Raw genomic sequence first — 14202 nt, forward strand, 5'->3', positions numbered from 1 at the left:
TAATCTCTTATCCTGGGTAAACTGATATTCGGGAGCGTATTACGCATTCCCATCATGTTCATGCTGCTGGTGCGCGTGTTCAGTTTTGAACTCGGCCAGCAACTTTGCTTGCTCTTCAGTCAGAGCCAGGTTTTCCAGAAGTTCAGGTCTTCTAAGCCAGGTTCGGCCCAGCGACTGCTTCAAACGCCAGCGACGTATCTCGGCATGGTTTCCAGACAGTAACACCGCCGGGACGTCCATCCCTTCTAACACTTCAGGACGAGTATAGTGTGGACAGTCCAGCAACCCGTCGGCAAAGGAATCTTCCGTTGCCGAAGCTTCATGGCCCAGAACCCCCGGTATGAACCGGGAGACGGAGTCAATCAGCGTCATTGCCGGTAACTCACCACCGCTGAGTACGTAATCGCCGATAGACCATTCTTCGTCAATCTCGGTTTGAATTACGCGCTCATCTATCCCTTCGTAGCGACCACAGACCAGAATCAGCTTTTGATTCGTCGCCAGTTCGCTCACGCCCGCTTGATCAAGCTTGCGTCCCTGAGGTGACAGATAAATCACCTTTGCGCCTTCACCTGCCGCGGCTTTTGCTGTGTGAATGGCGTCCCGTAAGGGTTGCACCATCATCAACATCCCCGGTCCGCCGCCGTAAGGACGATCGTCCACGGTACGGTGCCGGTCATGCGTGAAGTCACGAGGACTCCAGCTCTGGATGCTCAGCAGGCCATTCTTTACTGCCCGGCCAGTTACCCCGTAATCGGTAATCGCGCGGAACATTTCAGGAAACAGGCTAATTATGCCAATCCACATAGCGCCGTCTTTTACCGTTTATCCGGAGAATTTAAAAACCAGGATCCCAATCTACTTCAATGGTTTGAGTAGTGAGATCGACTTTCTTGATAACCTGTCCATCGAGGAACGGGACCAGCCGCTCCTTGATGCCAAATGCATCTTTCAGGTTTGCCTTAATGACGAGAACGTCATTTGACCCGGTTTCCATCATATCGATGACTTTCCCCAGGCTGTAGCCTTCGGTAGTGACTACCTGGCAACCCATAAGGTCTTTCCAGTAGTAGTCGCCCTCTTCCAGCTGTGGCAACTGCGACGAATCCACGACAATTTCACAATTAGTCAGCGCATTCGCGGCATCACGATCGTCAACGCCTTTCAGCTTGATGATGATGTCCTGATTGTGGTGACGCCAGCTTTCCAGCTCGACCTCTTCCCACTTACCGCCTTTCTGGATAAACCAGGGCTGGTAATCAAAAATGCTATCAGCGTCTTCAGTGGAGGAAAACACTCTGAGCCAACCACGGATACCGTAGCAAGAACCCATTTTTCCCAATACGATCGGTTCAACAGGTGCTTTATTGCTCATCATGACCACCGTGACAGATTAAGCTGCTTTGTTTACTGCTTTGATCAGCGTAGCAACGCGATCGGAAACAGTCGCGCCCTGGCCAACCCAGTGAGCGATACGATCCAGATCCAGACGAGTTTCTTCTTCTGCGCCAGCGGCCAGTGGGTTGAAGAAACCAACGCGCTCGATGAAGCGACCGTTGCGTGCATTACGGCTGTCGGTTACAACAACCTGGTAGAACGGACGCTTTTTAGCGCCGTGACGAGCTAAACGAATAGTTACCATAACATCCTCTTGTGTGAATAAAACAACCGGGCCCCATCGAGGAACGGAGCCCGGGTGTCATATTAAAAGCCCGAAAATTTTACTGATTTTTGGGGGAAATGCAATCAGCAGTTGATAAGTCTGCTGTAAAAGGCCGTCGGCGGTGCAGCCAGTTTGGCGTCGGCGAGCGCGCAGAAAGCGGAGCGGACACGTAGTACGTGAGCATTTCGAGCACTCCCCGGCGTCAAAATGGCAAACAAGCCAGGCCGATTAACGCCCTGGAAAACCGGGAGGCATCATCCCTTTCATCCCGCGCATCATCTTCGCCATGCCGCCTTTCTTCATTTTCTTCATCATGCGCTGCATGTCGTCGAACTGTTTCAGAAGGCGGTTAACGTCCTGCACCTGCATGCCGCAACCGGCTGCGATACGGCGTTTACGGGAACCTTTGATGATGTCCGGGTTAGCGCGCTCTTTCAGCGTCATTGAGTTGATGATCGCTTCCATACGCACCAGCACCTTGTCATCCATCTGCGCTTTCACGTTGTCAGGGATCTGGCCCATGCCCGGCAGTTTGCCCATCAGGCTGGCCATGCCGCCCATGTTTTTCATCTGACGCAGCTGCTCAAGGAAGTCGGTGAGATCGAAACCGTCACCTTTTTTCAGCTTGCTGGCGAGTTTTTCAGCCTGCGCGCGGTCAACCTTGCTCTCGATATCTTCGATCAGCGACAGCACGTCGCCCATGCCGAGAATACGGGAGGCAATACGGTCCGGGTGGAACGGCTCCAGCGCTTCGGTTTTCTCGCCCACGCCGAGGAATTTGATCGGCTTACCGGTGATGTGACGAATCGAGAGGGCCGCACCGCCGCGGGCGTCGCCGTCCACCTTGGTCAGTACCACGCCGGTTAACGGCAGCGCTTCGTTAAACGCTTTCGCGGTATTCGCCGCATCCTGACCGGTCATGGCGTCGACAACGAACAGGGTCTCTACCGGGTTGATAGAGGCATGCACCTGCTTGATCTCGTCCATCATCGCTTCGTCAACGTGCAGACGACCGGCGGTATCCACCAGCAGCACGTCGTAGAACTTCAGCTTCGCCTCTTTCAGCGCCGCGTTAACGATGTCGACAGGCTTCTGCGCCACGTCGGACGGGAAGAAATCCACGCCGACCTGCTCAGCCAGGGTTTCCAGCTGCTTGATCGCCGCCGGGCGATAGACGTCCGCAGAAACCACCAGCACTTTCTTCTTGTGCTTTTCGCGCAGGAATTTACCCAGCTTGCCGACGCTGGTCGTTTTACCCGCACCCTGCAGGCCCGCCATCAGCACCACGGCCGGGGGCTGAGCCGCCAGGTTAAGCACCTGGTTCTCTTCGCCCATCGCTGAAACCAGCTCCTGGCGAACGATTTTGACGAACTCCTGACCCGGGGTCAGGCTCTTGTTAACTTCATGACCAACCGCCTTCTCTTTTACGCGGTTGATAAAATCACGAACAACCGGCAACGCGACGTCTGCTTCCAGCAGCGCCATGCGCACTTCGCGCAGCGTTTCCTTGATGTTCTCTTCAGTAAGGCGCCCGCGGCCGCTGATGTTGCGCAGCGTGCGCGACAAACGATCGGTTAAATTATCAAACATTGTCTCTCGCCTGAGTAGAAACGTTGGGCCGCCATGGGCGACACATACACAGAATTTTGCCGGAGTATAACATGAAGGCGCCTTTGTTGTTATGCAACGGTTGGAGCAGGCGTCACGTAACGTTATACTGCTTCTCTTTCTTATTAAGACAACTGTCGATGCCTATATGCCTGTTTTCGCACTGATCGCCCTTGTTGCCTACTCTGTCAGCCTCGCGCTGATCGTTCCCGGACTGCTGCAAAAAAACAGCGGCTGGCGGCGCATGGCTATTCTTTCCGCGGTGATCGCTCTGATTAGCCACGCCTTTGCGCTGGAATCACGCATCATCCCCGGCGACGGCAGCGTGCAAAACCTGAGCGTCCTCAACGTCGGTTCGCTGGTCAGCCTGATGATCTGCACGGTGATGACCATCGTCGCGTCTAAAAATCGCGGCTGGCTGCTGCTGCCGATTGTCTACACCTTTGCGCTGATCAATCTGGCTTTAGCCACCTTTATGCCTAATGAGTTCATTACGCATCTGGAGGCAACGCCAGGGATGCTGGTGCATATCGGCCTGTCGCTCTTTGCCTACGCGACGCTCATCATCGCCGCGCTTTACGCCATGCAGCTCGCCTGGATTGACTACCAGCTCAAAAACAAAAAGCTGGCGTTTAACCACGAGATGCCGCCGCTGATGGTCATTGAGCGTAAGATGTTCCACATCACTCAGGTGGGGGTAGTGCTGCTCACGCTGACGCTCTGCACGGGTCTGTTTTACATGAAGAACCTGTTCAGCGTGGAGAATATCGACAAAGCGGTGCTCTCCATCATCGCGTGGTTTGTCTATATTGTCCTGTTATGGGGCCATTACCATGAAGGCTGGCGCGGACGTCGCGTGGTCTGGTTCAACGTCGCGGGTGCGGGCATTCTGACCCTTGCCTATTTTGGCAGCCGCTTCATACAGCAATTTGCTGGCTAAGAAACAAAGGAGTTCCCCCTGGAACACATCTCTACCACCACGCTGATCGTTACGCTGATCGTCATGGTGGTCATCTCCGCCTATTTCTCCGGCTCGGAAACCGGCATGATGACCTTAAACCGCTACCGGTTACGGCATCGCGCTAAGCAGGGTAACCGTGCCGCCCGTCGCGTTGAAAAACTGCTCCGCAAGCCGGATCGCCTGATAAGCCTGGTGCTCATCGGCAACAACCTCGTCAATATTCTGGCCTCCGCCCTCGGCACCATCGTCGGGATGCGTCTGTACGGTAACGCCGGGGTGGCGATTGCCACCGGCGTGCTGACGTTCGTGGTGCTGGTGTTTGCCGAAGTGCTGCCGAAAACCATCGCCGCGCTTTACCCTGAAAAAGTCGCCTACCCGAGCAGCTTCCTGCTGGCACCGCTGCAGATCCTGATGATGCCGCTGGTGTGGCTGCTGAACATGGTGACGCGCGTCCTGATGCGGATGGTGGGGATCAAAGCAGACGTCACCATCAGCAGCGCGCTCAGCAAAGAGGAGTTACGCACCATCGTGCATGAATCCCGCTCGCAGATCTCCCGTCGCAATCAGGACATGCTCCTGTCGGTGCTGGATCTGGAAAAGGTGAGCGTGAACGACATCATGGTGCCGCGTAACGAAATCGTCGGCATCGACATCAATGATGACTGGAAAGCCATCGTCCGCCAGCTAACGCACTCCCCGCATGGGCGTATTGTGCTTTATCGCGACTCGCTGGACGACGCCATCAGCATGCTGCGCGTGCGCGAAGCCTACCGCCTGATGACCGAGAAAAAAGAGTTCACCAAAGAGGTCATGCTGCGCGCCGCCGACGAGATTTACTACGTGCCGGAAGGAACGCCGCTCAGCACGCAGCTGGTTAAATTCCAGCGCAACAAGAAAAAGGTCGGCCTGGTGGTCAACGAGTACGGCGATATTCAGGGGCTGGTGACGGTCGAAGATATTCTGGAAGAGATCGTCGGGGACTTTACCACGTCAATGTCGCCTTCCCTCGCGGAAGAGGTTACTCCGCAAAACGACGGCTCGGTGCTGATTGACGGTAGCGCGAACATTCGTGAACTCAACAAAGCCTTTAACTGGCATTTGCCGGAAGACGAGGCCCGGACCATTAACGGGATGATTCTGGAAGCGCTGGAAGAGATCCCGGCTGCGGGCACGCGGGTGCGCATTGAGCAGTACGACATTGATATCCTGGACGTGCAGGACAATATGATTAAGCAGGTGAAGGTTCTGCCCGTCACGCCGCTTCGGGAAAGTATTGCCGAATAAAATGTAGGCCGGGTAAGGCGAACGCCGCCACCCGGCGCTACAGGTGGCAAATTACGCTTTCGCTTTCGCCACGGTCACCATCGCTGCGCGAATGGTACGGCCGTTCAGGGTGTAACCTTTCTGCATCACGCCCAGCACCTTACCGGCTTCAATCTCTTCAGATTCAACCATAGCAATCGCCTGATGAACGTTTGGATCCAGCGGAACGTTGGTATCGGCAATCACTTCCACGCCAAACTTGCGCACCACGTCGAGCATGGATTTCAGCGTCAGTTCGATACCTTCGATCATCGCCGCATTGTCCGGATTTGCTTTGTCAGCCACTTCCAGCGCGCGATCGAGGCTGTCGATGACCGGCAGCAGTTCGTTGACGAATTTCTCCAGCGCAAATTTATGCGCCTTCTCAACGTCCTGCTCGGTACGACGACGCAGGTTTTCCATTTCCGCCTTGATGCGCAAAACACCATCGCGTTCGCGATTCTGTGCTTCTACCAGCTGGGCTTCCAGATTCGCAATTTTTTCATCGCGCGGGTCCACCTGCTCAGCAGATGCGTCTGGCTCTACAGCCTCAACTTCATCGTGCTGTTCCGTGATAATTTCTTCAGGGGCTTGCCCCTCAGGCGTTTTCTGTTCTTTACTACTCATGAATTTCTCCGCGTTTTTCTGCATTCATCTCGCTAACTTCGCTTATTATGGGGATCAGTTTCCGGGATTCAAGGGAACAAGACAGATTGTCATCATTCATCAGGCACAAGGACCTCCAGAAAATGAATAATCATTTCAGGTGTATTGGGATCGTCGGGCATCCGCGTCACCCTACCGCACTAACGACACATGAAATGTTGTATCGCTGGTTGTGTAGCAAAGGCTATGAAGTGATGGTCGAGCAGCAGATTGCGCAGGAGCTGCAGCTGAAAAGCGTCAAAACCGGCACGCTGGCGGAAATTGGCCAACAGGCCGATCTCGCCGTGGTGGTGGGCGGCGACGGCAACATGCTCGGCGCGGCCCGCACGCTGGCGCGCTATGACATCAAGGTCATCGGCATCAACCGCGGCAATCTCGGTTTTTTAACCGACCTCGACCCGGACAATGCGCAGCAGCAGCTGGCGGACGTGCTGGAAGGCCACTATATCAGCGAAAAACGCTTCTTGCTGGAAGCGCAGGTGTGCCAGCAGGACTGTCAGAAACGCATCAGCACCGCCATTAACGAGGTCGTCCTTCACCCCGGTAAAGTGGCGCATATGATTGAGTTTGAAGTCTATATTGACGAAATCTTTGCCTTCTCCCAGCGTTCTGACGGCCTGATTATCTCCACCCCCACCGGCTCAACCGCCTACTCGCTTTCTGCCGGCGGCCCGATCCTGACGCCCTCTTTGGATGCCATTACCCTGGTGCCGATGTTCCCGCACACGCTCTCCGCCCGCCCGCTGGTCATCAACGGCGACAGCACGATCCGTCTGCGCTTCTCGCACCGGCGTAACGACCTGGAGATCAGCTGCGACAGCCAGATAGCGCTGCCGATTCAGGAAGGTGAAGATGTCCTGATTCGTCGGTGTGATTATCACCTGAATTTGATTCACCCGAAAGATTACAGCTATTTCAACACATTAAGCTCGAAGCTTGGCTGGTCAAAAAAATTGTTCTGATTTTGCATCCAGGTCTTTACTGTATAAAAAACCAGTTTATACTGTATGAAAACACAGTCATGGTTTTTCATACAGGAAAACAATTATGCTGGCACAACTGACCATCAGCAACTTTGCCATTGTTCGTGAGCTTGAGATCGATTTCCACAGCGGCATGACGGCGATCACCGGCGAAACCGGTGCAGGTAAATCCATTGCCATTGATGCCCTCGGCTTGTGCCTTGGCGGCCGCGCTGAGGGCGACATGGTGCGCATGGGCGCAAACCGCGCCGACCTGTGCGCCCGCTTCTCCCTGAAGGACACCCCTGCCGCCCAGCGCTGGCTGGAACAGAACCAGCTTGAAGATGGACGTGAGTGTTTACTTCGCCGCGTCATCAGCAGCGACGGTCGCTCACGCGGCTTTATCAACGGCACGGCGGTTCCGCTCTCCCAGCTTCGTGAACTCGGCCAGCTGCTTATCCAGATCCACGGCCAGCACGCCCATCAGCAGCTCGTCAAACCCGAACAGCAGAAAGCGCTGCTGGATGGCTATGCGGGTGAGTACGCGCTTACTCAGCTTATGGCGGAGCACTATCGCCAGTGGCATCAGAGCTGCCGCGAGCTGGCCCAGCACCAGCAGCAAAGCCAGGAGCGCGCCGCCCGTGCGGAGCTGCTGGCGTACCAGCTTAAAGAGCTGAACGAATTCAACCCGCAGCCCGGTGAATTTGAGCAAATCGATGAAGAGTACAAGCGCCTGGCGAACAGCGGCCAACTGCTCTCAACCAGTAAGAATGCGCTCAACCTGCTGGCGGATGGCGAAGACGTAAACCTGCAGAGCCAGCTGTATAACGTCCGTCAGCTGATTACCGAACTGGTCGGTATGGACAGCAAGCTTTCTGGCGTCCTGGATATGCTGGAAGAAGCGGCGATCCAGATCTCCGAAGCCGGTGACGAGCTGCGCCACTACTGTGAACGACTGGATCTCGACCCGAACCGTCTGTTTGAGCTGGAACAGCGCATTTCCCGTCAGATCTCGCTGGCGCGCAAGCACCACGTCACGCCAGAAGAGCTGCCGGGCTACTATCAGGCTCTGCTGGAAGAACAGCAGCAGCTTGACGATCAGGCTGACTCACAGGAAACCCTCTCTCTGGCGGTGAACCTGCACCATGAACAGGCGCTGGCAACAGCCCAAAAGCTTCATGAAATCCGTCAGCATTACGCTCAGGAGCTCAGCCAGCACATTACCGACAGCATGCACACGCTGGCGATGCCGCACGGCGTCTTCACCATTGACGTTCGCTTTGAAGAGAACCACCTGACGGCGGAAGGCGCGGATCGCATCGAGTTCCGCGTTACCACCAACCCGGGACAGCCGCTGCAGGCGATCTCCAAAGTGGCCTCCGGCGGTGAGCTGTCGCGTATTGCGCTGGCGATTCAGGTGATCACCGCGCGTAAAATGGACACCCCGGCGCTAATCTTCGATGAAGTGGACGTTGGTATCAGCGGTCCTACGGCGGCGGTGGTGGGTAAACTGCTGCGCCAGCTAGGTGAATCCACGCAGGTGATGTGTGTCACCCACCTGCCGCAGGTCGCGGGCTGTGGTCATCATCACTTTATCGTCAGCAAAGAAACCGACGGCGAAATGACCGAAACGCACATGAAGCCGCTGGATAAACGTGCGCGTCTGCAGGAGCTGGCACGCCTGCTCGGCGGCAGCGAAGTCACGCGTAACACGCTCGCGAACGCGAAAGAACTGCTGGCGGCATAAACTTTTTCGGGATCTCAGGGTCATAGAGAACAACAAAAACGCCGCCAGACCGGTTTCAAAGTGGGGCAAGGTCTATTATCATCGGCATATTACATATGAGCCGCGTTCTGCTCGGGCCCGAAAAGGAATCAAATCACTATGCGTTGTAAAATGCTGACCGCTGCCGCAGCGGTTCTTCTGATGTTGACCGCAGGCTGTTCCACTCTGGAGAAAGTGGTTTACCGTCCTGACATCAACCAGGGGAACTACCTTACCCCTAACGATGTGTCCAAAATCCGCGTGGGTATGACACAACAGCAGGTCGCTTATGCACTGGGAACCCCGATGATGTCCGATCCGTTCGGCACTAACACCTGGTTCTATGTATTCCGTCAAAAGCCGGGCCATGAAGATGCGACCCAGCAGACCCTGACGCTGACCTTCAGCAGCGCCGGTGTGTTGACCAACATCGACAACAAGCCTGCCCTGACCAAATAATCCGGCGTCAGAAATGCAAAAAGGTGCTCAATGAGCACCTTTTTTGTTTTGTGTTGATCCCCTAGTCTCTTTTGGGAGAGGATCAGGATGAGGGGAAGAAAGCGCTACTTAGCCGATTTCTCCGCACGCTGGCGACGCAGCTCTTTTGGGTCGGCAATCAGGGGACGATAAATCTCCACCCGATCGCCCTCTTTCAGCACGTCACCCAGCTTCACCGGACGGCTGTAAATACCGACCTTATTTTTCGCCAGATCGATATCGCTGCGAAGCTCAAGGATGCCGGAAGCGTGGATAGCCGCCTCAACTGTCGCCCCCTCTTCCAGCGTCACGCGCTGCAGATACTGCTTCTCCGGCAGCGCGTACACCACTTCTACAGCAATCTTATGCGACACTGTAAACCTCTTTGGCGCGAGTGGTGAACGCCTGAACCATATTCGAAGCCAGCTCTTTAAAGATGCGGCCAAACGCCAGTTCAATCAGCTTGTTGGTAAACTCAAAATCCAGCTGGAACTCTATGCGGCAGGCGTCTGCGCTCAGCGGCGTAAACTTCCAGCCCCCGATCAGGCTTTTAAACGGACCATCCACCAGATGCATCAAAATACTCTGATTGCTGGTCAGCGTATTGCGGGTGGTGAACGTCTTGCTGATCCCCGCTTTGGAGACATCCACCGCCGCGGTCATCTGCGTCGGGCCGGACTCCAGAACGCGGCTCCCGGTACACCCCGGAATAAACTCCGGATAAGACTGAACGTCGTTCACTAACTGATACATCTGTTCCGCGCTGTAAGGCACAAGCGCAGTACGGCTAATCTGAGGCATAGCATTTTCCATGGTCACACAACGGACAAATAATAACATTTATCACCTGTTAAAAAAACGCTAAGCCTCATCTCGTGCTAAGATAGCGCGTTAGACCTCACGGGACGCAATGAGGTGACTTTTTGAAATCAGATTACCTACGGCTTTACGACACTTATGACGAAGAAAAAAGCACATAAACCAGGCTCGGCGACCATTGCGCTCAACAAGCGTGCTCGCCACGAGTATTTCATTGAAGAAGAATTCGAAGCTGGCCTTGCGTTGCAGGGCTGGGAAGTAAAATCGCTGCGCGCTGGGAAAGCCAACATCGGCGATAGCTACGTGATCCTGAAAGATGGCGAAGCCTTCCTTTTCGGCGCAAACTTTACGCCGCTGACCGTCGCCTCGTCGCACTACGTGTGTGACCCAACGCGCACGCGTAAACTGCTGCTTAACAAGCGTGAGCTGGAATCCCTCTACGGGCGCATTAACCGTGAAGGTTTCACCGTCGTCGCCCTGTCGCTGTACTGGAAAAACGCCTGGTGCAAAGTGAAGGTTGGCGTCGCGAAGGGTAAAAAACAGCACGACAAACGTACTGACCTGAAAGAGCGCGAGTGGCAGCTTGATAAAGCGCGCATCATGAAAAACGCAGGACGTTGATTCTGCACACTTATTGTACTATTCAATAAGTTAGCGTTCCGGGCTGGTATCCAGGAAGTGAAATCTGGTATACTCAGTTCAACACTATTGGGGCTGATTCTGGATTCGACGGGATTTGCGAAACCCAAGGTGCATGCCGAGGGGCGGTTTGCCTCGTTAAAAGCCGCAAAAAAATAGTCGCAAACGACGAAAACTACGCTTTAGCAGCTTAATAACCTGCTCTGAGCCCTCTCTCCCTAGCTTCCGCTCTTAAGACGGGGATCAAAGAGAGGTCAAACCCAAAAGAGATCGCGTGGAAGCCCTGCCTGGGGTTGAAGCGTTAAAACTAATCAGGCTAGTTCGTTAGTGGCGTGTCTGTCCGCAGCTGGCGTGCGAATGTAAAGACAAACTAAGCATGTAGTACCGAGGATGTAGAAATTTCGGACGCGGGTTCAACTCCCGCCAGCTCCACCAAACATTCATTCATGATGCATCATGAACCTTAAAAAAGCCTGTAACTTCAACGAGTTGCAGGCTTTTTTGTTGCATGTGTGGTCATGATCTCTGTATGAATCTTGAGCTTTTGGCACCATGTTTAGCACCACGGTATCGTGGGGCTAAAAAAGCGTGGTGCTAAAACATGCCTAAGCAACTGAAACCCTTAACAAATGTGGAGATCGCTGGCGCGAAGCCCCGTAGCACGGACTATGAGCTACGGGACGGTGAAGGCCTGTACTTGCTGGTTAAGACTTCAGGGAGGAAGGCCTGGCATTTCGAGTATTATCATCCCGTCACCAAAAAGCGCACCAAAACCAGCCTTGGCCCTTACCCGGTCGTTACATTGGCGATGGCCCGCGAAACTCGCACGAAATACAGACGACTGCTCTATCAGGGCATCGATCCCCGTCAACACTTAGCAGGAATAGCCGAAGAAAAACGACTCCAGAATGAATGCACGCTGGAAAAAGTTGCGGAACAGTGGCTCAAAGAGAAAAAACGGACCAGCGATCTTAGCGAAGATCACGCCAAAGATGTCTGGCGCTCGCTGGAGATGCACGTCTTCCCTTCTCTGGGCAGTACGCCCGTCACCGAGATCCGCCCGAAGATGCTCAAGGAACACCTTACACCGCTGGAAGAACAGGGCATCCTCGAAACACTGCGGCGAGTTATCTCACGGCTCAATGAAATCTTCCGTTTTGCCATTTCCGAAGAGCTCATCGAGTTCAATCCAGCTGACAACCTGGTCGCCCGCTTCAAGAAACCGAAAAAGCAGAACATGCCCGCCCTTCACCCCAGCGAACTGGGCAGGCTAATGCTGGCGCTACAGAACGCCTCTATCCGCAAGGAAACCCGCTGCCTTATCGAATGGGAGCTACTGACCTGGGTTCGCCCCGGCGAAGCCGTTAGCGCCCGCTGGTGCGACATCGATATGAAAAAAGCGGAATGGCGTATCCCTGACACCTTTATGAAGATGAACCGTTCGCACACGGTGCCGCTCAGCAAACAGGCGCTGCGCGTTCTTCAGCTCATGGAGCCCGTCAGTCGCCATCGCCCGTGGGTGTTTCCCAGCATCCGTAAACCGCTGGAACATATGCACCAGCAGACCGCGAACGCCGCGCTTATCCGTATGGGGTTCGGTGGTGAACTGGTCGCCCACGGCATGCGCAGCATCGCCAGAACGGCAGGAGCAGGTCATTTTCCCCGTGAAGTTCTGGAATCTGCGCTGGCACACCAAAAAGAAGACGAGATCGAAGCGGCCTACAACCGCAGCGACTATCTGGAACAAAGGCGACCGCTGATGCAGTGGTGGGGAAACTACGTTGATGCTGCCAGACGGCAGGCATTGCTCGGCGAAGAAGAACCGCTGCGGATCGTAGAAGGAGAATAATGTGACCAGTCCCATTCGTCAGAATCTGTTTGAACGGGAATGCGATATGCCGCTGCTGGAAGCGCGGCATCTTGCCCTCCTGCTTCTCGGCCTCGATGCTTCCCAACCGGCAAACGCCCTGCCGGAAGAACATCAGGAAAATTACCGTATCCTGCACGACGCCATCAGTCGCACCATCAAAGCAACGGGCATGGTCAGCGCCCCGGCGAACAAACGCATGTTCTATGCCGATGAGATGTTTGCCTTGGCCTGGCGACTTATTGATGATGAGCTGACGCCGCCAGAAATTAAGGCCCGCAGCCTGAAGGCGGTGATGAAACTGTCGCGTAACAGCCGTGGTCGCAAGTGGCTGAAGACGCTCGGCGACGATGCGCTGCCGGATCTCACTGCTTCCGCACAACCTTCCCAGCGTGGAATGTATAAGCGCGACAAAGCGCGGGAGAATACTGCCCGACTCTGCTGGCTACTGGTTCAGCTTTTGGTAGAGGAGACTGATGGGCGTTATGGTACGTCTGATAAACCGGCTTCGGATCGGATACTTCGAAAGCTGAAGGCTCTGGCTCAGGAGCGGGAATTGCCGTCAGACGGGCTTGGGAGAGGAACGTTTTATGAGGTGTTGGGGATGGGGCGAGGGAAGAAAACGTAAGTAGATACTTGTATGTCCGCCATGTAACTAGCCGATTAAGCGCTGAAAGCTCCTCTTCGTGCCAAAGTAAGTAGAAAATCCTACAGCGACTTATCTTAATCAGCGGAAAGAATAGTAGAAAGTAATTGTCATATTATCAATATTAACCTAATTCAGGCCCCCTCCTGTCAGTACTAGCTTGAACCCTGTATTTTCTCAGTAATGATGATTAAATGATCAATATCTGTTTTCTTAGGAATTACCATAGAATCTCCATGCACAAGAGGATTCCTTTTTTTAGAAATATCCATAATAAAATTAAAGTCCAACTCAGATATTATTTTAAAATCCATTAAAGTTTTCATTAACTCTCTAACGATAAGAGTCCGGCCGCTTGGTTTAATTGATAAAACCTTTGCTCTTGCGGTCCTTTCGAAATTAATCCAAGCAGAGATAAAGCAAGTAAAGCCGGATACAAACATATATTCTTCATTATTAATATGTGGAATGTGTCCAACAATCGAAAGGATCATATCATCCCGCAAGTTGAAGAGATCGAACTCAAGGTCTTTTGCCACTAAAACACCGGCATCTACCAAGTTAAAATCAATTTGCAATGCCATTATTTCTCTATGTAACTGTGGTAAAGCCCCCTTATACTTGTCATTTAAGACAAAGTAGAATTTCTTAATAGGGCATACATCATGCCAATAATTTAACAATCCCTTGAAGTCATTTCTTATTTTTTTGACGGTAGTTAAAATATTATTGGAAGCATCCTCTGGCGCATACACCTGATGACCTGCTCCCCGTTGATTAGTACACCCCGATGTTAGTAATGTCTTCATAAGCCACATGAGGACATC

Annotated in this window: 16 protein-coding genes and 1 other RNA gene; 9 read left to right on the plus strand and 8 right to left on the minus strand. The window is 53.7% G+C overall.

The features are described 5' to 3' along the window. Nucleotides 1–39: 39 nt before the first annotated feature. The 4 genes from trmD to ffh all read right to left on the minus strand — a co-directional run bounded on the left by trmD (nucleotide 40) and on the right by ffh (nucleotide 3253). Nucleotides 40–807, minus strand: coding sequence for a tRNA (guanosine(37)-N1)-methyltransferase TrmD (gene trmD, locus FY206_RS18650; RefSeq protein ID WP_032642858.1), 768 nt, complete (start codon nucleotides 805–807; stop codon nucleotides 40–42). A 31-nt stretch (nucleotides 808–838) separates the two neighbouring features. Continuing rightward, nucleotides 839–1378, minus strand: a complete 540-nt coding sequence (rimM, locus tag FY206_RS18655) for a ribosome maturation factor RimM (RefSeq protein WP_029741020.1) — start codon at nucleotides 1376–1378, stop codon at nucleotides 839–841. A gap of 15 nt (nucleotides 1379–1393) precedes the next feature. Next, nucleotides 1394–1642, minus strand: coding sequence for a 30S ribosomal protein S16 (gene rpsP, locus FY206_RS18660; RefSeq protein WP_032642860.1), 249 nt, complete (start codon nucleotides 1640–1642; stop codon nucleotides 1394–1396). A gap of 249 nt (nucleotides 1643–1891) precedes the next feature. After that, nucleotides 1892–3253 carry a signal recognition particle protein gene (ffh, locus tag FY206_RS18665; RefSeq protein ID WP_032642862.1) on the minus strand — a complete coding sequence of 454 codons (1362 nt, stop codon included), beginning with the start codon at nucleotides 3251–3253 and terminating at the stop codon, nucleotides 1892–1894. Between the two features lie 166 nt (nucleotides 3254–3419). Here ffh and FY206_RS18670 point away from each other — a divergent pair, with 166 nt between their 5' ends. Together FY206_RS18670 and FY206_RS18675 are read left to right on the plus strand one after the other, a co-directional pair. After that, on the plus strand, nucleotides 3420–4211 hold the full coding sequence (locus FY206_RS18670; protein ID WP_014884879.1) for a cytochrome C assembly family protein: 792 nt from the start codon (nucleotides 3420–3422) through the stop codon (nucleotides 4209–4211). 18 nt (nucleotides 4212–4229) lie between these two features. Continuing rightward, on the plus strand, nucleotides 4230–5516 hold the full coding sequence (locus FY206_RS18675) for an HlyC/CorC family transporter (protein ID WP_032642864.1): 1287 nt from the start codon (nucleotides 4230–4232) through the stop codon (nucleotides 5514–5516). A gap of 51 nt (nucleotides 5517–5567) precedes the next feature. On the opposite strand, the gene grpE is transcribed toward FY206_RS18675, so the two are convergent. Continuing rightward, nucleotides 5568–6161 (minus strand): nucleotide exchange factor GrpE, encoded by a 594-nt coding sequence (gene grpE, locus FY206_RS18680; RefSeq protein WP_032642866.1) that lies wholly within the window; start codon nucleotides 6159–6161, stop codon nucleotides 5568–5570. A 122-nt stretch (nucleotides 6162–6283) separates the two neighbouring features. On the opposite strand from grpE, the gene nadK reads away from it, so the two are divergent. The 3 genes from nadK (at nucleotide 6284) to bamE (ending at nucleotide 9386) form a co-directional block, all read left to right on the plus strand. Further along, the gene (nadK, locus tag FY206_RS18685) at nucleotides 6284–7162 is read left to right on the plus strand and encodes an NAD(+) kinase (RefSeq protein WP_008502500.1); all 879 of its coding nucleotides are present in this window, start codon (nucleotides 6284–6286) and stop codon (nucleotides 7160–7162) included. 85 nt (nucleotides 7163–7247) lie between these two features. Continuing rightward, a complete protein-coding gene (gene recN, locus FY206_RS18690; protein ID WP_032642869.1) occupies nucleotides 7248–8909 on the plus strand; it encodes a DNA repair protein RecN in 1662 nt (553 codons plus the stop codon). 138 nt (nucleotides 8910–9047) lie between these two features. Continuing rightward, nucleotides 9048–9386 carry an outer membrane protein assembly factor BamE gene (gene bamE, locus FY206_RS18700; RefSeq protein WP_008502502.1) on the plus strand — a complete coding sequence of 113 codons (339 nt, stop codon included), beginning with the start codon at nucleotides 9048–9050 and terminating at the stop codon, nucleotides 9384–9386. A gap of 104 nt (nucleotides 9387–9490) precedes the next feature. Here bamE and FY206_RS18705 read toward each other — a convergent pair whose 3' ends face one another. Then, on the minus strand, nucleotides 9491–9778 hold the full coding sequence (locus FY206_RS18705) for an RnfH family protein (protein ID WP_032642871.1): 288 nt from the start codon (nucleotides 9776–9778) through the stop codon (nucleotides 9491–9493). Continuing rightward, on the minus strand, nucleotides 9768–10205 hold the full coding sequence (locus FY206_RS18710; RefSeq protein ID WP_195757742.1) for a type II toxin-antitoxin system RatA family toxin: 438 nt from the start codon (nucleotides 10203–10205) through the stop codon (nucleotides 9768–9770). Before FY206_RS18710 ends, FY206_RS18705 begins: the two co-directional genes overlap by 11 nt. A 156-nt stretch (nucleotides 10206–10361) precedes the next feature. Here FY206_RS18710 and smpB point away from each other — a divergent pair, with 156 nt between their 5' ends. From smpB to FY206_RS18740, 4 genes are all read left to right on the plus strand, one after another. Then, entirely contained in the window at nucleotides 10362–10844 is a 483-nt protein-coding gene (gene smpB / locus FY206_RS18715; protein WP_008502505.1) for an SsrA-binding protein SmpB, read from the plus strand. An 89-nt stretch (nucleotides 10845–10933) separates the two neighbouring features. Then, nucleotides 10934–11297, plus strand: a transfer-messenger RNA (tmRNA) gene (ssrA, locus tag FY206_RS18720). Between the two features lie 166 nt (nucleotides 11298–11463). Continuing rightward, the gene (locus tag FY206_RS18730) at nucleotides 11464–12711 is read left to right on the plus strand and encodes an integrase domain-containing protein (protein ID WP_045890640.1); all 1248 of its coding nucleotides are present in this window, start codon (nucleotides 11464–11466) and stop codon (nucleotides 12709–12711) included. Nucleotide 12712: 1 nt separating this feature from the next. Further along, entirely contained in the window at nucleotides 12713–13357 is a 645-nt protein-coding gene (locus FY206_RS18740) for a hypothetical protein (RefSeq protein WP_045890639.1), read from the plus strand. Between the two features lie 173 nt (nucleotides 13358–13530). Here the strand turns inward: FY206_RS18740 and FY206_RS18745 are convergent, their stop codons facing one another. After that, the gene (locus tag FY206_RS18745; protein WP_207708326.1) at nucleotides 13531–14193 is read right to left on the minus strand and encodes a hypothetical protein; all 663 of its coding nucleotides are present in this window, start codon (nucleotides 14191–14193) and stop codon (nucleotides 13531–13533) included. Between the last annotated feature and the right edge of the window lie 9 nt (nucleotides 14194–14202).

Origin of the sequence: Enterobacter chengduensis (assembly GCF_001984825.2) — a bacterium.
GTDB classification, from domain to species: domain Bacteria; phylum Pseudomonadota; class Gammaproteobacteria; order Enterobacterales; family Enterobacteriaceae; genus Enterobacter; species Enterobacter chengduensis.